The sequence below is a fragment of the Sporanaerobacter acetigenes DSM 13106 genome, from assembly GCF_900130025.1.
Classification (GTDB): domain Bacteria; phylum Bacillota; class Clostridia; order Tissierellales; family Sporanaerobacteraceae; genus Sporanaerobacter; species Sporanaerobacter acetigenes.
On sequence record NZ_FQXR01000002.1, the window covers coordinates 370,697 to 394,347 of the forward strand.

Annotated in this window: 23 protein-coding genes; 4 read left to right on the forward strand and 19 right to left on the reverse strand. The window is 31.1% G+C overall.

Going from position 1 to position 23,651, the window contains the following annotated elements:
* Window positions 1-11: 11 nt before the first annotated feature.
* Entirely contained in the window at window positions 12-611 is a 600-nt protein-coding gene (locus tag BUA21_RS15030; protein WP_072742798.1) for a hypothetical protein, read from the reverse strand.
* Between the two features lie 274 nt (window positions 612-885).
* Between BUA21_RS15030 and BUA21_RS01745 the strand changes: the two genes are divergently transcribed.
* The 4 genes from BUA21_RS01745 to BUA21_RS01760 all read left to right on the forward strand — a co-directional run bounded on the left by BUA21_RS01745 (window position 886) and on the right by BUA21_RS01760 (window position 4,509).
* Complete coding sequence (locus tag BUA21_RS01745) at window positions 886-1,743, forward strand: BglG family transcription antiterminator (RefSeq protein WP_072742799.1); 858 nt, start codon at window positions 886-888, stop codon at window positions 1,741-1,743.
* Window positions 1,744-1,859: 116 nt separating this feature from the next.
* Window positions 1,860-3,260: an N-acetylglucosamine-specific PTS transporter subunit IIBC gene (nagE, locus tag BUA21_RS01750; protein ID WP_072742800.1), complete on the forward strand. Its 1,401-nt coding sequence runs from the start codon at window positions 1,860-1,862 to the stop codon at window positions 3,258-3,260.
* Window positions 3,261-3,287: 27 nt separating this feature from the next.
* The gene (locus tag BUA21_RS01755) at window positions 3,288-4,010 is read left to right on the forward strand and encodes a sugar isomerase domain-containing protein (RefSeq protein ID WP_072742801.1); all 723 of its coding nucleotides are present in this window, start codon (window positions 3,288-3,290) and stop codon (window positions 4,008-4,010) included.
* A gap of 13 nt (window positions 4,011-4,023) precedes the next feature.
* Window positions 4,024-4,509, forward strand: coding sequence for a PTS sugar transporter subunit IIA (locus tag BUA21_RS01760; RefSeq protein WP_072742802.1), 486 nt, complete (start codon window positions 4,024-4,026; stop codon window positions 4,507-4,509).
* Window positions 4,510-4,566: 57 nt separating this feature from the next.
* Here BUA21_RS01760 and BUA21_RS01765 read toward each other — a convergent pair whose 3' ends face one another.
* From BUA21_RS01765 to BUA21_RS01850, 18 genes are all read right to left on the reverse strand, one after another.
* A complete protein-coding gene (locus BUA21_RS01765; protein WP_072742803.1) occupies window positions 4,567-5,307 on the reverse strand; it encodes a GntR family transcriptional regulator in 741 nt (246 codons plus the stop codon).
* A gap of 130 nt (window positions 5,308-5,437) precedes the next feature.
* Entirely contained in the window at window positions 5,438-6,235 is a 798-nt protein-coding gene (locus tag BUA21_RS01770) for a Cof-type HAD-IIB family hydrolase (protein ID WP_072742804.1), read from the reverse strand.
* A 40-nt stretch (window positions 6,236-6,275) separates the two neighbouring features.
* On the reverse strand, window positions 6,276-7,721 hold the full coding sequence (gene pyk, locus BUA21_RS01775) for a pyruvate kinase (RefSeq protein WP_072742956.1): 1,446 nt from the start codon (window positions 7,719-7,721) through the stop codon (window positions 6,276-6,278).
* Window positions 7,722-7,755: 34 nt separating this feature from the next.
* Window positions 7,756-8,715, reverse strand: a complete 960-nt coding sequence (gene pfkA / locus BUA21_RS01780) for a 6-phosphofructokinase (protein WP_072742805.1) — start codon at window positions 8,713-8,715, stop codon at window positions 7,756-7,758.
* Between the two features lie 155 nt (window positions 8,716-8,870).
* Complete coding sequence (nagA, locus tag BUA21_RS01785) at window positions 8,871-10,043, reverse strand: N-acetylglucosamine-6-phosphate deacetylase (RefSeq protein WP_072742806.1); 1,173 nt, start codon at window positions 10,041-10,043, stop codon at window positions 8,871-8,873.
* 18 nt (window positions 10,044-10,061) lie between these two features.
* Window positions 10,062-10,802 carry a glucosamine-6-phosphate deaminase gene (nagB, locus tag BUA21_RS01790; RefSeq protein ID WP_072742807.1) on the reverse strand — a complete coding sequence of 247 codons (741 nt, stop codon included), beginning with the start codon at window positions 10,800-10,802 and terminating at the stop codon, window positions 10,062-10,064.
* 74 nt (window positions 10,803-10,876) lie between these two features.
* On the reverse strand, window positions 10,877-11,599 hold the full coding sequence (locus BUA21_RS01795) for a sugar isomerase domain-containing protein (protein ID WP_072742808.1): 723 nt from the start codon (window positions 11,597-11,599) through the stop codon (window positions 10,877-10,879).
* 157 nt (window positions 11,600-11,756) lie between these two features.
* Window positions 11,757-12,425: an HAD family hydrolase gene (locus BUA21_RS01800; RefSeq protein ID WP_072742809.1), complete on the reverse strand. Its 669-nt coding sequence runs from the start codon at window positions 12,423-12,425 to the stop codon at window positions 11,757-11,759.
* Window positions 12,426-12,428: 3 nt separating this feature from the next.
* Window positions 12,429-13,133 (reverse strand): N-acetylmannosamine-6-phosphate 2-epimerase, encoded by a 705-nt coding sequence (locus BUA21_RS01805; RefSeq protein ID WP_072742810.1) that lies wholly within the window; start codon window positions 13,131-13,133, stop codon window positions 12,429-12,431.
* 77 nt (window positions 13,134-13,210) lie between these two features.
* The gene (locus BUA21_RS01810; protein WP_072742811.1) at window positions 13,211-14,032 is read right to left on the reverse strand and encodes a PTS system mannose/fructose/sorbose family transporter subunit IID; all 822 of its coding nucleotides are present in this window, start codon (window positions 14,030-14,032) and stop codon (window positions 13,211-13,213) included.
* A complete protein-coding gene (locus BUA21_RS01815) occupies window positions 14,032-14,808 on the reverse strand; it encodes a PTS mannose/fructose/sorbose/N-acetylgalactosamine transporter subunit IIC (RefSeq protein ID WP_072742812.1) in 777 nt (258 codons plus the stop codon). The genes BUA21_RS01810 and BUA21_RS01815 overlap by 1 nt, the downstream gene beginning before the upstream one ends.
* 31 nt (window positions 14,809-14,839) lie before the next feature.
* On the reverse strand, window positions 14,840-15,340 hold the full coding sequence (locus tag BUA21_RS01820) for a PTS system mannose/fructose/N-acetylgalactosamine-transporter subunit IIB (RefSeq protein ID WP_072742813.1): 501 nt from the start codon (window positions 15,338-15,340) through the stop codon (window positions 14,840-14,842).
* 38 nt (window positions 15,341-15,378) lie between these two features.
* Window positions 15,379-15,789, reverse strand: coding sequence for a PTS sugar transporter subunit IIA (locus tag BUA21_RS01825; RefSeq protein WP_072742814.1), 411 nt, complete (start codon window positions 15,787-15,789; stop codon window positions 15,379-15,381).
* A gap of 108 nt (window positions 15,790-15,897) precedes the next feature.
* Window positions 15,898-18,753, reverse strand: coding sequence for a sigma 54-interacting transcriptional regulator (locus tag BUA21_RS01830; RefSeq protein WP_072742815.1), 2,856 nt, complete (start codon window positions 18,751-18,753; stop codon window positions 15,898-15,900).
* Window positions 18,754-18,777: 24 nt separating this feature from the next.
* Window positions 18,778-20,076, reverse strand: a complete 1,299-nt coding sequence (locus tag BUA21_RS01835; protein ID WP_072742816.1) for a neutral/alkaline non-lysosomal ceramidase N-terminal domain-containing protein — start codon at window positions 20,074-20,076, stop codon at window positions 18,778-18,780.
* Between the two features lie 77 nt (window positions 20,077-20,153).
* Window positions 20,154-21,029 (reverse strand): DMT family transporter, encoded by an 876-nt coding sequence (locus BUA21_RS01840; protein WP_158281629.1) that lies wholly within the window; start codon window positions 21,027-21,029, stop codon window positions 20,154-20,156.
* Between the two features lie 52 nt (window positions 21,030-21,081).
* Entirely contained in the window at window positions 21,082-21,873 is a 792-nt protein-coding gene (locus tag BUA21_RS01845; protein WP_200796491.1) for a response regulator transcription factor, read from the reverse strand.
* Window positions 21,863-23,575: a sensor histidine kinase gene (locus tag BUA21_RS01850; protein WP_072742817.1), complete on the reverse strand. Its 1,713-nt coding sequence runs from the start codon at window positions 23,573-23,575 to the stop codon at window positions 21,863-21,865. The genes BUA21_RS01845 and BUA21_RS01850 overlap by 11 nt, the downstream gene beginning before the upstream one ends.
* Between the last annotated feature and the right edge of the window lie 76 nt (window positions 23,576-23,651).

A 23,651-nucleotide genomic window follows, 5' to 3' on the forward strand; every position in this document is an offset into this window, starting at 1 on the left:
ACACCAATTAGCTACATTGTAGCTATGAGAAAAAAGTGTATTGTCTTTTTTTCTAACACCATCATCAGCACATGAATAATATTGATCATAGCACGTGCATTTTTCCCCTCTACAATTGAATGATCTAAAAGAAAGGACATGTTGGAAATATATTCATAAGACTGGACTTTTTTAGATAATGTATCAAGGTCAAAATCTATATTTCTATAAGTGCCAAAATAAAGGCAGCCAATCAGCTCCATGGTTTTATCTTTTGAGCTAAACAATGGTACATATATAGCTTTTTTAATTCCAGCAAATAGACATCTACTATTGTCTTCATGAAAATATTCTATTATTTCCTTGTTCTCTATTAGATCATTAAAGAGATAATTTGAATTCTTTTCAAAAAAAATCGAGTGAGGAATTTTCTCATTAAATTTCTCTACATCTTTTAAATAATAGCTTTTAGTAACTGCCACATTTCTATTAGAATTGAATTGGAAAACTATATAAATATCATAATCAAGAATTTTATCTATCTCTTTAAGATAATTTTTCAATTTATCCTCAACAGAACCTCCTTGACACTTTAAGAATTCATTGGTATCCCTTTCTATCGTAATAGACATAGACAGACCCTCCTTTGCCAAATTAAGTCCCAGTTTTTTATAGTCCATTGGGCCTATATTCGACATTCGACAAATCTCTTGGAAATCCTTCAAAGAAAGCAAAGATTTTAAAACAACGTTTTCACTATTGACAAAGCTATATTTCTATGTTAAACTTTTGTTGATTAAATTAATATTGATGGTGTGTTACTGATAGTTTTTCAGGCATTAACCAAGATAAAACTCATGGCATGAGTTTCATTCTTGGTTTTTTTATTTATTGGGAGGGCTAAAAATGTTTTCTAATGGTGTTCAATGCAAAATAATTAAAATATTAAATAACAATTCTATATTAGCTTATGATATGGACAAAGATCAGGAATTGATCATAATAGGTAATGGCATAGGATATGGACACAAAAAAAATGAAATATTTGCACTATCCAATAACGAAATAGAAAAACTGTTTGTTACTTATGACAAAAAATTTAAAAATCAATATTATCAGCTAATAAATTTCCTAGATGAAAATGTGATGAGGGTCAGTGAAGAAATCATATCTATGGGAGAAAAAAAATTGGGTTCTTTAAATCCCCATATTCATATAGCTTTAACTGATCACATTGGTTTTTCTATAGAGAGATTGAAACAAAATTTAGAAGTAAACAACCCGTTTCTAAATGAAATCAAGCTTTTATATCCTGAAGAATATGAAGCCAGTATAGAGGCAAGCAAAATTATAAAAAAAGACCTAAATGTGGCTATCCCCGAATCGGAAATCGGTTTTATAGCATTGCATTTTCACTCTGCTAGGCAAAACAAAGAAGTAGGCGAAACCGTTAAATATACTTTTTTAATCAAAAACCTTATTCAAATTGTAGAAGAAGAATTAAATATTAAATTTGATTCTTCAGATTTAAGCTATATAAGACTAGTAAGCCACTTCAGATTTGTAATAGATAGACTTGAAAGAGGTAAAACTGAAATAAATCCAATTCTAAATAGAATAAAAAACGAGTATAGAGATTCTTTTGAAATATCTAAAAAAATTGGAGCATGTATAGAAGATACTCTCTCACTACCTGTTAGTGATGATGAACTTGGATATATAACTATACATATCCAAAGAATAAAATTCAATATAGACAAATAATATTGAGCGTGTTACTGAGTAAAATCAGGCATAAGCTTATGAGGACAACAATCCTTGTAGCCTTATGCCTTTTTATTTATAAAAATATTTATAATTTAAAAGGAGGATTTGCAATCATGAAAAAACTTTTTTTCAGGCTTCAAAGAATTGGTAAAGCATTGATGTTACCAATCGCAGTATTACCAGCGGCTGCACTGTTATTACGTTTAGGTGCAGAAGACCTATTAAACATACCTTTTGTTAACCAAGCAGGTGCCGCAATTTTTGATAATTTAGCATTATTATTTGCTATTGGAGTAGCTGTTGGATTGTCTTTTGACAACTCAGGGGCTGCAGGTCTTGCAGGAGCTGTAGGATATTTTGTTATAACAAGAGGTACACAAACTATAAATCCTGATATAAATATGGGAGTTCTAGCAGGAATTATAGCAGGTTCTGTAGCAGGACATTCGTACAACAAATTTTATGATATCAAACTACCAGATTTTCTTGGATTCTTTGGTGGTAAAAGATTTGTTTCCATTGTCACAGGTGGTATTTGTATAGCATTGGCAGCAATATTTGGTTTTATTTGGCCACCTATTCAAAATGTAATATTCAAATTTGGTGAATGGTTGACTACATCCGGTTCAGTAGGACTAGGTATATATGGAATATGTAATCAATTGCTAGTTCCTACAGGACTTCATCACATTATCAACAGTTTAGTTTTCTTCGTATTTGGTTCATTCACCGATGCAGCAGGTCAATTGGTAACAGGAGATTTATCACGTTTCTTTGCTGGAGACCCAACTGCAGGAGCATTTTTGGGAGGTTTCTATCCAATATTTATGTTTGGTATGCCAGCAGCAGCTTTGGCAATGTACAATACAGCTAAAAAAGAAAATAAAAAAGAAGTTGGTGGAGTACTTTTAAGTTCAGCTCTAACCTTTGCCCTAACAGGTATAGGAGAACCATTGTTGTTCAGTTTTTGTTTTGCTTCACCACTTTTATACCTTATTCACTCAATATTGACAGGTTCATCGCTAATTGTTTGTAATCTACTTGGAATAAAACACGGTTTCGGCTTTTCTGCAGGTTTAATTGACTATGTATTAAACTTTGGATTAGCAACTAAAGCCATACTTATAATCCCAGTAGGAATAGCTTATTTCTTTATTTACTACTTTGTATTTAAATTCTTCATACTCAAATTAGATCTAAAGACTCCTGGAAGAGAAGACTTTGATTTAGATGATGGAGGTGCAGCAATATCTACAGCTTCTTCTAGTATTTCAGATTCTGAAAAAGCTCAAAAATATATAGAATATTTAGGTGGAAAAGAAAACTTAGAAGTTGTTGAAGCTTGTATAACTCGTCTTCGTTTAAAACTAAAAAATCCTGAATTGATAGATGAAAAAGGATTGAAAAGCTTAGGCTCAGCTGGAGTTTTAAAAGTTGGAAGCAGTATTCAAGTAGTAGTAGGAACTAAAGCTGAACAAATAGCTGGAGACATTAAAAAAGAAATGAAAAAATAAACAATAAATAAAATGGAGGTATAAAATATGTCAAGTTCAAATTATATTGATGCAGTACAAAATTTAATAACTGAAATCAAAGAAACACAAAGTGAAAACATTGCAAAAGCAGCAGAAAAATTTGCAGAAGCAGTAAAAAATGATAAAATAATTCACGTATTTGGGACAGGCCACTCCCATATGATAGGAATAGAAATGTTCGTAAGAGCAGGTGGACTAGCAAATGTAGAAGCAATGCTAGACAACACAATCCTAACTAATTTTGGAGCTAGAAAAAGTGGAAATATAGAAAGATTAAGTGGACTAGCAGAAGTAATCTGGAATGACTATGAAATCAAACAAGGTGATATCATGGTTATAGTATCCAACTCAGGAAGAAACGCAGTACCAATAGAAATGGCAATGCTTGCAAAAGAAAAGGGAATATACCTAATAGCTTTAACTTCCTTAAAACATTCAAAGAACTGTGAATCAAGACATGAAAGCGGCAAGAGATTGTTTGAATTGGCAGATTTAGTTATAGATAACTGTGCTCCAAAGGGAGATGGACTACTAGATTTTGACGGAATACAATCAGGGGCTAGCTCAACTATAGCAGGTTCTGTGATAGTAAATAGTATAGTTGCTGAAACATTAAGCATGTTATCCAAAGAAGGATACAAAGCACCTGTATATGTAAGCCAAAATGTTGATGGCTACAACAACGATGATATATATGCAAAATATGAACATAGAATAAAACATATTTAAAGGGAGATATCTTATGTTTAAATTTTTTACCCACAAAAAAGTCACAATTAAAGCTCCTATATCTGGAATAGTTTCAGAATTAAGTGAAGTACCAGACGATGTATTTGCTCAAAAAATCGTAGGAGACGGTATTGCTATAAATCCAACAGATAACACATTATATTCTCCTGTAAAGGGAAAAATAGTACAAATATTTCCCACTCTTCACGCACTAGGAATTGAAACTGAAGAAGGACTTGAAATATTAATTCACTTAGGAGTAGATACAGTTGAGTTAAAAGGCGAAGGGTTCACTTCCTTTGTAGAGAAAGATCAACAGGTTGATGTAGGAGATAAATTGATTGAAATTGATTGGAATTCAATAAAACATAAGGTTCCATCTATAATGACCCCTATACTCATTACAAATATGGACAAAGTAGACAAAATAGAAATACTAAAATCAGGAGAAATAAAAGCAAAAGAAGATTTATTGTCTGTAACCATTGAAAGAGCTTAATAAGTGTAAAACCCCTTTACAATATGTAAAGGGGTTTTACATGAAATTTATTTATAATCATCTTTTCAAGGTGTACTCCAGCTTATATATATCACTTCTATAAATAGATTTTGTATACTCAATTGCTTCATCATCTTCACTATAAGTAATTCTTTCAAACAACAAACCTAAATTGTTGTCCTTGAGATTTATATTCATCAAATCTCCTTCATAAGATGTCAAAACTACAGGTTGTATACTTTGCTTGCCATAAGACAATTTAATCCCATATTTTTTCTCTATTAGCCCATATAGGGAATGTTCTTCAATATCTTTTCTTGCCAATCCAGGTACAACCTTTTCAGGAATATGAGCCATTTCAATGGCAAGAGGTAGACCATCAACTATTCTGAGTCTCTTTATTACATATATAAGATCTATAGAATTGTCAATCTCTAAGATTTCAGATTCCCTTTTATTTGGAACTTTTTTCTCAAACAACAATATCTGATTGTCAACTTGTTTGCCATTGGCCTTCATCTCTTCCGTAAAACTCAGAAGTTGAAACACATTTCTTCTTTCTTTCGGATAAGCAACATAAGTTCCCTTGCCCTGTTCCTTATATAGCAGCCCTTGATAAACAAGATCTTGTATAGCTTTTCTTGCAGTCATTCTACTGACATTATGATATTGACACAATTCCATTTCAGTAGGAATAGCTTCCCCAGGTTTTAATTCTTCATTTTCAATCATTTCTCTTAATATTTCTTTTAATTGATAATATTTGGGAATAGGGCTGTCCTTGTTGATCTTTTTCATTTAATTCACCAGCCTCGCTACATATTGTAAATCTTCAATGCACTAGGTATATTTATCATTTTAACCCTAAAACCTATTTTATAAAACATTTCAGCTTATGTCCATATAAAAAGTTAAATATATGAACAAACTATAGAATGAACTTTTCAATAGCTTCTTTTACGCCCTCTTCGTTGTTTGAGTTTTGAGTCACATAATCGGCATGAAGTTTTACATCATCAGGTGAATTTTGTATTGCTATACCTACATTAGACATCTTAAACATCTCTACATCATTGTAATAATTCCCTATAGAAATAATTTCTTCTTTCCTAAAGTTTAATTTATCAGCCAATATTTCCAACGCATTTCCCTTGTTCACATTTTCACCCATTACATCTATACTTTCTTTATCTGAATTTGTAAAACTAACTTTCATATTATTCTTCACAATAAATTCTGATATTTTGTCAACTTTTCCTATACCAACTAAATTTATAATATCTATATCCTCTATTTGTCTAGCATCCCTTATTATATTGGGATGTATATTCTGTTTTTCAACAAATTCTTTTACAGCTTCATCCATAAAATTTATTCCCCAATAAGTTCTGCCAAAGACATGGAGAGGAAGTTTTTCTCTTATACATAAATCCACTATCTTCTGAGCAGCTTCCTTTTCCATAGCCTTTGAAAAAATCTCTTCATTATTTTTTAAATTCACAATTAATGCTCCATTAAAACATATCAAATAGCAATCAAAATCATATTTATCTATAACCCTTAAAGCATTGAAAAAGGCTCTTCCTGTAGCAATAGCTATTGTTGTATTCTTTTCGCTTGCTTTTTTGAGACTTTTGAGATTCCCTTCCGTTATATTCCCATTATCTGTTAACAGTGTACCATCTAAATCTATTGCCAACAATTTTTTACAATCACAATTTATCATATAAATATTAACTCTCCTTTTACAAGAAAATAATTTTGAATTATAAAGTATTGGTTCTGCCCTTATATATCAATCCTGTAAGGCTGTTTACAGTTATCATTTCATCATCTTTAAGTATTCTAGTTGCACCATTTGCTCCTATAATCGTTGGAATTCCAAGATTTATTCCGATTATTGCAGCATGAGATGTAAGCCCACCTTGCTCAACAACAATAGCAGAAGCTTCCTCAATGTATTTCATCATGTCTCTATCTGTAGCAACGCTTACCAATATATCATTCTTTTCAAATTTTCCCTCAATTTCCTTTGGACTACTTCCAACACATACCTTTCCAGTCACTGCACTATTTCCTATACCTATACCTTTCAAAAGAACTTCTCCCACTGTATGAACCTTTATCAGATTGGTTAAGCCAGAAACTCCTACTGGCACACCCGCCGTAATAACTATCAGATTTCCTCCCTCAATATAGCCTTTCTTCAATGCTCCATGTATAGATAAATCAATTACCTCATCTGTAGAATTGCTTTGAGCTATCAAAACAGGACATACTCCCCAAATTAATGATAGTCTTCTCATGACTTTCTTTGATGTAGTTGCCCCAACAATAGGTGCCCTTGGCCTAAATTCAGATACTGCCCTAGCCGTATAGCCAGATGAAGTCACAGAAATAATAGCATCAGCTCCCAAATCTTTGGCTATAGTACAAGTAGCTCTACTGATAGCACCTGTAGTAGTATTTTCCTTTTCTACACCTTTAGAACATAAAATTTCACTATAGTCTAAAGAAGCTTCTGTCCTTAAGGAGATATTGGACATGGTCTTTACAGCTTCTACAGGATATTTTCCTATAGTAGTCTCTTCTGAAAGCATCAATGAATCACTTCCATCTAAAATAGCATTTGCCACATCAGTTGCCTCAGCCCTTGTAGGTCTTGGGTTTCTTATCATAGAATCTAACATTTGAGTAGCAGTGATCACTGGCTTTCCTGCTTTGTTGCACTTCTTTATAATATTTTTTTGAAGAATAGGTATCTTCTCTGTCATTATTTCTATTCCTAGATTTCCTCTTGATATAATTATTCCATCAGAAACATTGATTATTTCATCTATATGGTCTATCCCTTCTTGATCCTCAATTTTAGATATTATCCATGTATCTCCAACTTCATTTTCTTCAAGTACCCTTCTTATTTCCAATACATCTGAAGCTTGTCTGATAAAGGAAGCAGCAATAAAATCTACACCATTTTCAATTCCAAATTTTATATCATCTACATCCTTTATATCCAACATTATCCCTATTGGGCAATCCACTTCTTCCCTTATCTTTTTTATAGTATCTATTCTCTTTTTGTGATTTTCTTGATCTTCACACGAGAAATCAATTCGTGCAATGTTTAGACCATTATCTATCAATTCCCTCAATACCTCTTCTGTTTCAGAAGCAGGCCCTATAGTACAAACTATTTTAGTTTTTTTCATAGCTTCACTCCCTTTTCCATACTCATAAAACCTACTATATGGATAATACTTTCGCCATTTCATACATTTCATTGTTAAAAACTCTTTCAGTTGAAAGGGCTTCGTCTAAATCAAAATCAACTATTTCGTTTTCCCTTATCCCAATAGCTCTTTCTGTTTTCCCTTGAAGTAGCAAATCTACCGCCTTGTTTCCCATCTTACTTGCCATCACTCTATCAAAAGTACTAGGAGTGCCTCCTCTTTGTATATGACCCAATACTGTAACTCTAGTTTCTGTCCCAGTTTTTTCTTCTATATTTTTAGCTACTTCATATGCATTGCCAACACCTTCAGCAAGAACTATAATACTATGAAGTTTTCCTCTGTTCTTTCCCTGTATAAGACGTTTACAAACATTGTCTATATCAACTTCTACTTCTGGAATTATGATACTTTCTGCTCCTCCTGCAACCCCTGAATAAAGAGCAATATCTCCACAATTTCTACCCATTACTTCTACAATATTAGCTCTTCCATGAGAAGTTGAAGTATCCCTTATTTTGCTTATTGAATCCACTACTGTCTCCACTGCTGTAAAAAATCCAATTGTATAATCTGTATAGCCCATATCATTGTCAATAGTACAAGGAATACATACCGTTGATATACCTCTATCACTCAAACATTTTGCTCCTTTAAAAGACCCATCTCCACCCAAGATTACTAGTCCATCTAAATCAAATACATTTAAAACATTAAGCGCCTTCTCTAACCCTTCTTCTGTAGCAAACTCATCACATCTTGCAGTTCTAAGAATAGTTCCACCTCTATGAATAATATCAGCTACACTAGAAAGAGTCATTTCTTTTATTTTCCCATTTAAAAGTCCATTATAACCTTGTTCTACTCCAAATACTCTCATATTGTTGTATATAGCACTTCTAACCACAGCCCTTATACAAGCATTCATTCCTGGAGCATCTCCTCCACTAGTCAATATTCCTATGTTTTTCATGTAAAATTCCCCTTTCTCTTTATGAAAATAATATATTAATGTAGAAATTTCTTAAACTTAAAAAAAGGTTTCACCCCACAAACATTGAATATACAAATAGCAACCCAATGCTTAAAAGGAGTGAACCCAATATAAAAATAATATAGGTAAATTTTTTACTTAATTTCCTTTATCTTCCCTTTAATCAATGCTTTCGAAACTTTTATGTCTTCATCAAATATAATCAAATCTGCATCTTTACCTATCTCTATACTACCTTTTCTATCATCCATTCCTATAGCTTTTGCTGGATTTAAGCTTGCCATTCTCACTGCATCATTTAGTGGTACATTAACCATATGAACCATATTGTAAACTGCTTTGTTAAGTGTCAAAGTTGAACCTGCCAAAGTTCCATCTTCAAGCCTTGCTGCCCCTTCTTTTACATATACATCTTGTCCTCCAAGAACATATTTACCATCCTGAAGACCTGTTGCCATCATTGCATCTGATATCAATATGATTCCTTCCTTGCCCTTCATCTTTACTGCTAAATCCATAGCTCCTGTATGCAAATGAATGCCATCACATATCATTTCACAAGCTACTCTTTCATCTGTCAATACTGCTCCCACTACTCCTGGTTCTCTATGAGAATATGATCTCATGCCATTGTAAAGATGAGTTCCTTGTGTTATACCTAAATCAATACCTGTTTTAGCTTCTTCAAAAGTTGCATTGGTGTGCCCTGCTGAAATTGTTATTCCTTCATTCTTTAAATATTTTATAGATTCTTTTGCTCCTTTAAGTTCAGGAGCTATAGCTACTACTTTTATATTATTTTTTGAAAGCTCTATAAGTTCTTTTATTTCATCTAAATCAGGATCCTTTATATATTCTGGTGGCTGAGCTCCCTTCTTTTCCATAGAAAAATATGGGCCTTCCAAATATATTCCCAATACTTGAGATTTTACTTTAGAATCATTGCTGCCACTTTCAATATATTCTCCAATGTTTTTTACAGCTGCTCTAATCTTTTCAGGATGTTCTGTCATAGTGGTTGCTAAATATGCTGTTATACCGTTTTTGATGTGAAAATCCGCCATAGATTCTAGAGCTTCATAGCTTGCTTCCATAGCATCATGACCAAAATTTCCATGATTGTGAAGATCTATAAATCCTGGAGATAGATATTTACCTTCTGCATCTATTATCTCATCATAAGAATCTACATCTTTTATTTCTCCACTAAATATATCTGCTATTTTCCCATCTTCAATTGCTAAATTGCTACACCTCTTAATTTCATAAGGCGTAATAATATTTGCATTTTTAATCAATGTTTTCATTATATAGCACCTCAGCTTTTATAAATTTTTTTTGTATAGCTCTGCCGCTTCTTCATCCATTATCACCGTTACATCTGGATGCAACAACAATAGGGATGCTGGAAGATTAGTAGTCACCTTATCTTGTTTAAGCAATTCACCCATTATTTCAGTTTTGTTCTTTCCATTTGCCAAAAGTATTATTTTTTTAGCCTTCATTATAGTTCCTAATCCCATAGTTATAGCTTTTGTTGGAACTTTGTCTATAGAATCAAAAAATCTAGAATTAGCATCTATTGTATCCTTAGTCAATCCAGTTAAATGAGTTGAAAGTATAAGTTCATCATCTGGTTCATTGAAAGCTATATGTCCATTTCTTCCTATGCCTAATATTTGTATATCTATTCCGCCTTGCTTTTGTATTTTTTCATCATATTCTTTTCCATATGCATTTGGGTCTTTAGCCAATCCATCAGGTACATAAGTATTTTCTTTCTCAATATTTATATGCTTAAACAAAGTATTTTCCATAAAATATCTATAACTTTGATCATCCTCTGGAGATAAACCATAGTATTCATCTAAATTAAAAGTAGTTACTTTTGAAAAATCTAATCCTTCTTCTTTATGCATTCTTATTAGTTCTTCATATGTTCCAATAGGTGTACTTCCTGTAGCCAATCCCAATATCAAATCTGGCTTTTTCTGAATAGCTTCACTGATTAAACTAGCAGCTTTACTACTCATTTTCTCATAATCTTTTTCAACAATTATCTTCATATAAATTCCTCCTATTCTTATAATTCAAGGGCTAACTTAAAAAGTTAAACCCTTGAATTAAAATAATCATTTATTTAGATATGTTTTATTCTATGTTCATATTTTGCATATATATCATCGTTGTTGTAGCCATCAACATTTTGGCTTACATATACAGGTGCTTTGTATCCTTCTTTGGATAACATGCTTAATGTTTCAGCAACTATACTATTTACTATCACAGAACCTGCTATAGTTGAGCTAGCCCCTGATTGTATTCCGTCAAAATCTAGTAGCCCATCTCCCTTTGGAGCACAGTTATCTATAACTAAATCTGCCAATTCAAACAATCTCTTGCCGCTTTCATGTCTTGATTCACAGTTCTTTGAATGTTTTAAGGAAGTTAAAGCTATTAGATAGATTCCCTTTTCTTTTGCAAGCATTGCCATTTCTATTGGTACTGCATTTCTTCCTGAGTTGGATACTATAACCATGATATCACCTTGTTTGATTTCATAGTCATTCCAGATTACTTCTGCTAGTCCACTTAATCTTTCTATATTTCCACTTTTTCTAGCTCCAAAATTAGTTAAGATTGTGTTGTCTAGCATTGCTTCTACATTTGCTAGTCCACCTGCTCTTACGAACATTTCTATTCCTATCATATGAGAATGGCCTGTCCCAAACACGTGAATTATCTTATCATTTTTTACTGCTTCTGCAAACTTTTCTGCTGCTTTCACAATGTTTTCACTTTGTGTTTCTTTGATTTCAGTTATTAAATTTTGTACTGCATCAATATAATTTGAACTTGACATATTCTAATACCTCCGTTATAAGTATAATATTTGGTGTGTTGTATGATGTTATGTTGTATATACATCTTATCAACACAATTCTAACACATATATTTTCGAAAATCAAGGTATTTATAAGTTTTTGTGATATTATTCGACATATTTCTACATAATAAAATTATTTTTTCAGCAAATTATCTAATACATCATAATCTATTTCATGAAAATCATCTATAGTTAAGTCAGCATTTTTAGGTATGCTTTCCTCCGACATTGCATATTTTTTATATGCTACAGACTTTATATTGGCTCTATTGGCAGCAGTTATTCCATTGCGTGAATCCTCTATGACTATAGTTTTGTCTAAAAAAGCTCCCAAAAGTTCAGCCGTTTTTAGAAAAATATCAGGTTCAGGCTTTCCTTTTTCCACGAGCTCCCCTGAAACTAAAAGATCAAAGTATTCATATATATTAAGTTTTTTAGTTATAATATCTACTATACTCCTTGGAGAAGATGAAGCTATAGCAATTTTCACATTGTGAGATTTTAAATCTTTGATTAAATCAACTAGCCCTTCGCTAATTTTTAAGTTTTTCTCTTCAATTAATCTTTTTTTAAATCTACCTATTTGCATTTTACACAATTCTTCTACTGTATAATCATCTAATTTGTGATTTTTCTTTATTTTTGTCCACATATCCACTGTAGTTCCACCTACATATGAATAATGTTCCTCTGGGCTCACACTTATCCCCAAAGTTTTAAACAATTCCCTTCCTTCTTCTACATATATGGCTTCGCTGTTAAGTATTACTCCATCCATATCAAAAATAACTGCCTCTAACATCCTTTATTCTCCTTTTGTATTGTATTCATTCAATCTATCTGCAAATCTTTTGGTTATTAATTGTGGTCTTGTTATAGCACTTCCTATAGTTATCATCCATGCTCCACATTCAAAAGCCTTTATCATTTGTTCTGGCTCCCAATAGCGACCTTCAGCATTGATAGGTTTGTCTATTTTTTCTGCTAATTGTTGCACCAAATCATAATCTGGTCCACTAGATTGAGTACTATATTTTGTATACCCAGATAAAGTAGTAGAAACAATATCAACTCCAAATTTAGCAGCATCTATTCCTTCTTCCAAAGTACTTATATCCGCCATTATCATGACATCTAATTCTGACTTTATTTTATATATTAATTTTTCAGTTTCCAAACTACTTCTTCTCTTCGTACAATCTAGTGCAATAATATCAGCACCTGCATCATAAATTTCTTTAGCTGTTTCAAAAGTAGGAGTAATGATTATATCTCTTGATACATCTGTATTCTCATCCATCACTTTATAAATTCCTACTATAGGTAAATCAGTTGCTTTTTTCATTGCCTTAATATCATTTGGCCAACAACCTCTTAATCCAACAGCACCTCCCATTTTAGCTGCTACAGCCATTTTAGCCATAGTATCAGAACCATGCAAAGGTTCATCTTCAAATGCTTGGCAAGAAACTATTAGCCCATTTTTTAGTTTATTTAATAGCTCATTCATATTTTTTTCCTCCTTAATTTATGTTTGATTTTTTAGTTAGAACATATCCCAGCATAAAATGCTGGGATATATTAAATTTAAGGTACTAAAATTCCTGTCAAAGAACCAACAATTGCTATTCCAATAAATATAGCAAATACCCATCCAATATTCATCTTTCTCTTATCCAATAGTCTCCAACTCATTATAGTCAACAACAATGGAACAAGGGATGGAAATATTCCATCTAACATTGGTTGAAGTTCCAATACCATATCTCCAGAAGCATAGCTTAGTCCAATATTTGCTCCTACATATTGAGCGGATATTCCACCTAAAACTATTAACCCAACTATATTAAATGCTCTTGTTATAATATCTTTTTTACCGCCTGCTAGAATAAGCTCTGCAGATTTTAGACCTGTAGTATATCCCTTGTTAAATAAAAACCATGTAAGCGGTATCATAATACCCAAATAAGCTACTACATAAAAGATAGGTCCTGCTATACTTCCTGTATCCTTTGACAATCCCAATGCAATACTTAACAATATTGGCACTAATGTTCCAGCCATTAGAGAATCACCAATACCTGCCAAAGGTCCCATCAAGGCAGTTTTTATGCCTCCTATCAATTCATCTGGTATATCTTGTCCTGATGCTTTTTGTTCTTCCATTCCTAGTACAATACCTGGTATGATAGATCCTATAAGAGGTTCTGTATTGAAAAATTGAGTATGTCTTGCTAAAAGTTCTTTTTTATCTTCTTCATTGTCATAAAGCTTATCTGCAACTACTCCCATACTTCTAACAAATGCTGGGGCTTCCATACGTTCCATGTTTTGACATGACAAACTATACATTACCCAGTTGCGATATACTTTACGTAAATCTTTTTTAGATAATTTTTTATCAGCCATTATGCCACCTCCCCATCACCGTCATTTTTGTTAGTCTTATTATATTTAATATCCATATATGCAAATAACAAAGCTATGATAGTTGCTGGTATGATGGAAATTTTAAATACTGAAACCAAAACAAATCCAAATAGGAAGTATAGTATTTCTATATTGTCTTTTAGCATGAATTTTAGCAACAAACCAAAACCTACTGCTGGCAACATACCACCCAATACTATAAAGACATTTCCTAAAGATTCAGGTATGATACTTACCAATTTAGATATATATGGAGCACCATAATAGTTTGCTAAAAGTATTGGGAAAAACCTAACTATAAAGTTAGTTATGTTTCCGAATACTGGTACAGCATTGGCAAGTTTAAATTTACCTTCTTCTATCCACTTTTCTTGTTTATGCACAAATACAGTATTTACAGTAACTACTAAATACACAAAAGCAACTCCAAGAAAACTCAATGGAACTGAAAGGCTAACTGCATATTCTGGAGAAGCACCACTCACAATAGCTAGTGGAATTCCTATATATGCAGCAAAGTTTATATCTCCAGGCATAGACAATCCAGGAGTTACAAGACCAATATATAATGCCTGTATAGCTGCTCCTATCAATATACCAGTTTTAATATCACCTAGTATAGCTCCTATAATGGCTCCTGCTATAAGTGGTCTACCTATTGTATACCATCCACCCATTGTTCCTAAAAGCCAAGGTCCATAAATAGAGCCACAATAACCTATAAGAGCAATTAAAAACGCTTGAAAAAAGCTCATAATAATACCCTCCTTGTATTAATTTTTCTGCTTATTTTATTGCCTCCAAAACTTTATCTCTAATAGAACTCCATTCAATTTCCTTTTGGTCTGTTACTTGTTGAAAATATACTCTAACTCCCATTTGATGCAATCCTTCAATTGCTTCTGCTTCTTCTTTTAGAAGATTGGAAAAATATGTGGCTTTAATAGTGTTTTTCCTGCTACTCATAGGTCCAATATTTAGTTCTTTCTTTAGCCCATCTACATTTTTAAAGATTTCAAAAGCTACTTTAGGATCCTTAATAAGAATTAAATTGCTTACTTCATTGCCAATAGCTTCCTTTATTTTCTCATAAGATTCAGATGGTTTTAAAACTTCTACTTTTACACTTGGTGGGACAGCCATTTGATAAACACTTTTAATCACTGGATTTGTTGCTGTAAATTCATCCACCAATAAAATCTTTTTAACATGGAAATCATTTAAAACTCTAACAATGCATTGACCATGTATTAATCTGTCATCACATCTAAAAATACTGATACTCATCTTTCCACCTCCTTTCACTTATAAATATAATTAAACTTTTATTCTTCAATATTATTTAAAATAATATCTCTATCTATATACCTAATATCTGATTTTCCTACATTTAACAAAGAATCTATAAATTCATCTCTTTTTAAACTGTCCCTTGATACAAGAGTTTCTATAATCATTCCTAGATTTGCACCAGTTACAACAACAGCATCATATTTAGTACAAACGATAGAGGCTACATTTGATGGTGTATCTCCAAACATATCTGTAAATATAACCCATTCTTCACATGTATTCTTTAAAATCACATTTTCAATTTTGTTGTATAGATCTTCTAAAGACTCTCCTACATAATAACCAACTGCAAAAAATCCTTCTTTTTCTCCTAATATCATTTCAGCAGCATCTTTTATCCCTTCTGCCATATTTGAATGTGTGACTATTATTATTCCTGTCAAAACAATTTCCCTCCCAATTTTCTATTTGTTTTTCTGTCCTTATATAAAGCAAGAACCATGCCAAATAGTTTTATACTATTTAAAGCATGGTCCCAAAACCCTCTTATATCAACAACTAGTATCAAGTTTTACATTTAAAATTTCATACAAATAATATATCTCACTAATAGGTATAGTAACACTATAATAATTTTCTATATCACTAAAGCTCTTTTTTATAACACTAATAAAATATTTATTTTTCTCTTTGAAGGCTTCAATATCATCTATTCCCTCTTCTTCCAATTGTGTTTTAGTCACTAATCTTTCAACCAGACAACTCAAATGAATATATAAACATATTATAGTATCTACAGAAAATTGTTTTCTCATTTCATATTGCAATGTCTCAATAGCAACTTCTACCTGATCAATTATCTTATCTGGATTTAATATGGTGATATAGCTCAAAACGCTTTCCAAAGTAAAATACTTCATTATAGATTGTTTTACTTGAGGAATTTTTTCTTTAGGAATAACATCCTTAAGTATATTGCTTACAATATAACCTTCATTGGTAGATATTATGTCCTCAAGATATAAAAACGGTATTTCAGAAATTTTAGGATCCTCTGTACCAATGATAGCTACTACATCAAAATCTTTAAAAATATTGTCATTGTATTTGTTTTTTTCAAGTTCTAAATAGCTATATGCTATAACTTCTACATTCTCAGCATATTCTCCTAAACTTTTAACTAAAAGATCTCTGATTTTTATAGCAGTTCCAATACCAGTAAAACATGTAACTATCAAAGCTTTTTCTTTTTCGTTTTTAGGACATATAATTTTGCATTTATAGCACTCTCTATCTTCCACATCTTTGATTATTTCTTCTACGGCTAGACCTTTTTTTATACCGCTCCCTACTTTCAAAGCCAATTTCGTAGTCAAATTGTTGACAATTCCAATTGTACCATGAGGTATACCTTCCAATCCCTTATATATCTCTTCCAATGAACCCATATCCACCAATATAATGATACCCTTTGAAGTATTTACTTCCTTAAAATATTGTTTTATCTTATCTACAATATCTTGAGTTTTAGTCTCAATAGGCATATCAAAAGATTCAAAAATACTAGAACCCAATAAATGATTTGTCACATTGGCGATACTACTAGCCGTAGAATATCCATGAGCTATCAAAATAGCTTTTACACTTTCAACATTTCCTTCTCCTGTCAAACTAATAAAATATAAAACCATAATGACCATCTCTAAATCTCCAATAGAGAGATCCAAATTAGATTTTATGAAATCTGCAATTTTATACGCCAACTCATATTCCTCTGAATAACTATCCTTCAACAAGGTCACATATTTTTTAACTTCAAATTCATAATTTTTAAGAACTAAACTATAATAATCTTCCATAGTCTTTTGTAAAAAACATGTAAGCTTATAAACCTGATTGTCATGATATCTAATATCATATCTAGTCTTTAAAGTAGAAAATATATCATGAATACATTTATATAGATTGTCAAATCTAATATGTCTAATATCTTCCTTGCTATAAGAATTTATATTAAGTATCAATTTTCCAAAATAATCATCTATTAAATTTCGAATTCTTTCTATTTTTACTGGATCTTTCTCATCCGGATCCATTTGAGAAAGAAGCTCTAACAAATCATCATAAAATTTTTCATGAACCTTGTTTTCATGCTTTCTATCTATTATTTCAATGTTGTTGTTTGATTCACCAACTATTAAATCCTGTAAAATATAACCACTATAGAAACTATCCATATAATTTACTTTACTTTTCATGACATCATTCGTAAGATTGTCAGAAAGAGACATCAAATCCACATCTATATATGCATCTTCATTATCTTCAATAGAATCGTTTTTGCTGTAAGCTCTAGCACACGCAAGTTTAATCTCATTTTCCAATTGTCCTACATTCCCAGCAAAATCAGCATCAATCAATATCCTCAAAGCATGTCTGGAAACCCTTATATTATATCCTATGGACATAGCCTCTTTCCTAAAAAAATAATGTATAAGTTTAAACTTTTCATTATTTGGTCTCTCATTCAGTGATGGCATTTTTATGACTATAGGTATTCTCCTTAAAAAGGTATTCAACAATGTACTATCTGGATCTTCAGTTGTAGCAAATATAAATCTGACATCCGAATGTCTATATATATCATTTTCCCCTACTCTTCTAAATTCACCTTTATCCATAAAATAGAAAAGTAACTCTTGACCTTCTTGAGATAATCTGTGTACTTCATCTAAAAAAACATACCCCCCATCTCCACTTTCAATGATACCTTTTCTATCTTCTTCGGCACCAGTAAAAGCCCCCTTTTTATATCCAAACAAACTAGCTGCAAGTAATTCTTTATTGTTTGAATACTTAGCGCAATTAAAAACTAAAAAAGGTGCATCCTTTTTCACATAGCCCTTTGCCTTGGCATATTCGCAAATCTTGCTGGCCAAATAGCTTTTTCCCGAACCAGTAGGTCCTTCGATGAGCATTGCCAACCCTTTAGGTGGATACTTTACAGCTGCTTTGCACTGTTCCAGTTGATAGCTTAAGCTACCATTATAACCTATCAAATCCTTAAATATATCTTCATCAGTATGAAAATGAAGCTCATTGTTTTTTGTTTTATCTTTCACTTCCATCAATTCTTCAAAACTATTATAGACCAACTCACCTTTCATCTCTACTTTAAAGTATTCCTCGAAAACTTTTAAATCAATAAAATATACTGGTCTTGTATTGATCTTTATTGATTTCTTTTCTTTGTTTAAAATATTTAGACAATGGCTTATCAAAGTTCTATTTAAAGATGTGATTTCAGAAAGTTCCTGAGCATTAGTTCCCATTTTTTTTATATCATCGCTTATAGTTTCTAATGTAATCTTTTTTAATTGTTCCATTATTATTTCTTTATTTGTCATTGCAGCAACCACCTTTTTTTAATATTAGTCACGCAATTTAATTATATCTTCTATCAATTTCAAAGACTTATCTACGACAAAATCTCCAGCTATTCCTCCAAATATTGATGACCAAGCCTCATAATCTCCATTTTCATAAGACTCTTTTGTATAAACATATCCTAGCATACCACTAGTATATCCTACAACTAAAGTATTTTTTACCTTTGAATTATTTTTAATTGAAACACCAAATTCATTAAACAATTCAACTGGTACACCAACTATCGCAACACCTCCTACTTTCACAACTTGTATTGGAGCATTTATTTCATAATCATTGCCTAAAGTATCTATCAATTTAAGAGTTATAGCTGCTCCTTGATACTTGGTTTCAGCTAATCTCTTATCATCAGAACTAATTTCTCCCTGCAAAGCCAATTCCCTATTACTCTTAGCTTCTTCATAATGTTTCATAGCTACATCACGATTAGGAAGTTCTTTTTTAGGAAAATTAAAATATTCTTTAACGCAATATATTTCATTGCAATCCAATTCTAAAGAGTTGTCCATAGCTTCCACAACCTTGTCAAATAGCAACATACCTTTTCTTTCCACTTCATCGAAATCTTGTGATTTCCTTGTAAATCTTGTACTTATATCACCACAAGCTCCATTCATAAACATGCAGATGCAATTTTCTCCATATTTTTGTTCAATTTCTCTTTGCACAACTCCTGGATAATCAGCCGAAATCAACAAATTATCTAAACCCAAAATTGTTGGATGACATCCATGATTCACTATCACACCTACAATTTTGTCCTCTTCAGTATTAAAACTTATGACATTTACTGAATTGTCAAAATCCGCATCCTTATCTATTCTATTACTTCCCAATCCATTGATTTCAGATTTCCCAAATTTCATATAAGAAAGTATTAAGTTTTTAGTAGATTCTATTGCATTTTTTGCAATAATGTCTATGATTTTTTCTTTTAATTTCTTATGTTCATCATCTATGTAGACTCCAGGCATCCACTTTATAATTTCAGGGCCTGAATGAGTGTGGATAGCACACACAAAAACATTCTTTTCCTCTATGTCTATTTCTTCTTTAATCTTTGATACAACCTTTTTAACCATTTCTTCATCTACACACAACATATCATTAGTTATCAATATAGCTTTTTCTAAACCATTAGAAATTGTCATGGCTTTTGTATAAATAGAATCATGTGTTCCTATATTTCCTTGATCTCTACCCATATAACCCGCCATTTTCATACCTTCAGGAACATCTATTTCACTTTTAGATACTCCAACAAATAATTGTCCTTTCATCTAATCACCTCAATCAAAAATATTGTAACAACAGGGACGCTACTCTCACTGTCATATTTATTTATTATATTATATACTCATTCCCTCTTACCTTCAAATACTGCTATCAAAATAACTGAGATCAAAATAAGTATGCAGCCCATAAATAACTTTATACTGAATTGTTCCCCAAAGATTAATATACCTATTATGACAGATGTTATAGGCTCAAATGTACCTAAAATAGCTGTATTTTGAGGACCTATAATTCTTATCCCAACATTCATCAAATTTACAGCTCCCAAAGAGACAATTATAGACAAAATTGAAGTAAGTAGCCATGCCATTGTGTTCATCTTTACAGTGAAATTTCCCGTCAAAACACTAAAAACAAACATGACTGCCGAAGAAATTAGACATATATAAAATGTCAATTTGATAGAATTCATAGATTTAAGTCCACTTTTGTCAAGATACATCACATAAAAAGAATAGGTAATTCCTGAAAAAAATGCCAATCCTATTCCCATAGGACTCATATCAGAACCTCCTCCATATAAGAGCAAAATCCCTATAGTACACAAGACAGTACAAAATATTTTCATAGGGTCTACTTTCTCATGGAAAAATATAATACTCTCCAATATTACAAACACAGGATACATAAAATGTATTGTAGTTGCCACTCCAGTTGAAATATAATTGTAAGACAAAAAAAGTAGTACAGCAGTACCTGCAGAGCCTATACTGCCAACTAAAAGCAATTTTTTCAATTCTTCCTTACTCAGCTTAATGGATATATCATTACTTCTAAGCATCAAATATAAAATTGGAACTGAAATAAAAAACCTCCAAAAAACTAAATTTGGCGGATTTCCTCCATTGGCATAGATATTTTTTGCAAGTAGTGGCATACAACCAAAAATAATTCCTGCAAATATTACTGCCAAAAACCCTTTTCGTCTATCTTCCATAATCTGCCTCATCTCCATCTTGCATTTTATGACATCCCAATCTATAATATAATTATTTATTTTTAAAATACTCCAAAAATTCACTCGGGGTGGCTTTAGTGTATTTTTTAAATACAGAGATAAAATATCTATAATTGCTAAAACCTACATCATAAGCTATAGTATATATTTTACCTTTGCCTGTTTTCATTATATTAATAGATTTTTGAATTCTATATCGATTTACAAATTCATTAAAAGTATAACTAGTTTCTTCTTTGAATTTTTGGTTTAAATAGGTATCACTCATTCCTGTTAATTCCACCATATCTTTTATACATATCTTTTCACTATAATTTTCTTCTACATACTTAATCATATTTCTTACATGCTTAGAACCTTTAAAATCACTATTAATAAAATCTCCCCTTACTACATCCACATCTTCAATATCTTCTAGTTTGTCTTTTACTAGTTCATATCTTTTCTTAAGTTCTACCTCATCCTTTGCTATATCTAAAGCTTCAAACAATTGTTTTTTATCTACTGGTTTGAGTAAATATTCACTAACCCCTAATTTAATTGCAGATTTAGCATAATCAAACTCATCATAACCTGATATTATTATGGCACTATAAATATATTTATCAATACTTTTCTCAAGCATTGTAATTCCATTCATTACAGGCATATTTATATCTACTAAAACTATATCTGGTTCTAATTCTTTTATTTTTTCTAATCCCTCTTTACCATTTTTAGCCTCTCCTACTACCACGCAATTGGCACCTATCCAATCATAGGTATAATGTATCCCTTTTCGAATCATTTCTTCATCTTCTACAATCAATACCTTATACATCATCCTTTTCCCTCCCATAAGGTAAATAGGGTATTTTTACAGTAACTATAATGCCTTCACCATAAACATTATCTATTTCTATTCCGTAATCATTGCCATACAATAAAATCAATCTTCTATGAATATTATAAAGCCCACTATGTTTACTTAAGTTTTCCTGACTATCTAAAATTTTTTTAATGATAATAAGTTCTGCTTCAGATATTCCACTACCATTATCCTTTACTTGAAATACCACATTCTTCTCTATTCTCTCTCCAACTATATCTATATTTAAGAAATCCTTTTCTCCATAACCATATTTAATAGAATTTTCTATTATAGGTTGCAACAACAGTTTAGGAACATAGGAGTTTTTTACTTCATTAGATATATTTATGGAATAATTCAACCTTTCTTTAAATCTAATTTTATGTAATCTTAAATAATCCTCTATATAGGCCAAATCTTCCTTAAATAGTACATTCTGTTCTTCGTTTTTTATACTATAACGAAGTATTCTAGATAAACTCATTATAATCTCTTGAGCTTGAACTGGATCAATAATTATAGTATATCTTAAAGTTTCCAAGACATTAAATATAAAGTGAGGATTAAATTGAGCCTGTAGCTGCTTAATTTCATTTATTCTTCTTATATCAGATAGTTCTTGATTTTTTTTCATTAATTCATTAAGCCTGTCCAACATAATATTATATTGATTTGCCAATATTTCTAATTCATCCCCAGTATCTAAATTCACATAAGAATCCATATTGCCATTTTGTAAGTCTTTCACAGCAATTAATAATTTATCTATGGATTTAGTATTTTCAGAAGACATTCTCTCTGCTAAATAATTTATTAAAATATATAATAATAAAGAAACAATTCCTGCAAATATCCCATAATATATAAAAGTTGCTCTATCGTATTTAATAGAATTTAGTGTATAAATATTAATATTGCCCCCTGGTAGCGTTTTCTTAACCATATGATATTTACCACTCCTAATTTTTACATATCTCATAGCATCCGTATATTCAGGGGTAAATTTATTCAAAAGTCCTTTTACAATATTGTTTGTAGTTGCAATAATTCTATCATATTGGTCTGTAACTACTACAACTTCTGCATCTTGGACAAAGATTAATTTCTGAATATCTTCCTCATACAATTGATATACTATATAACCTATAATCTCTTCATCCTTATATATTGCCTTGCCAAAAGTATATACAGTGTATCTATCATGGGGAAATTTTATTTTATTAGCTTCAGTTAAAACTTCTTTAGGATTTTTATTAATACTTGGTATTATATCTTTTAAAATAATATCATTAATATCTGGATCAGAAGGTGTAGTATAAGCTAAAAACAAGCCCTCACTATCTACAATATGAAATGTAGATTTGACTTTTTGGCTATTATTAAATTTATAAAATTCTTCATAAACTAAATTACTATTTAAATAGGTATCTACAAAATCAATTACAGTATTAGACTTTGCCATTTTTTCTATTTCATTATAATAATTATCATATACTTCTAAAACAATTCCCCCTATTAAATCTCCAGACCTAGTGGCATCATTTACCGCTCTTATTTTAGTAGTAAATATAATAAAAATTAAAAACAAGATATAAAGTATTAAAATAGGAATAAAAGCGTATCTTAAAAAAAAGTATTTGATTTTTTCTTTATAATTCCTATTTTTAATTTCCATGTATATTCTCCTTAAAATAAACTCCAATTTATTATAACATAATCCTATATATAAAATAATAAGCAATCTTTATCCA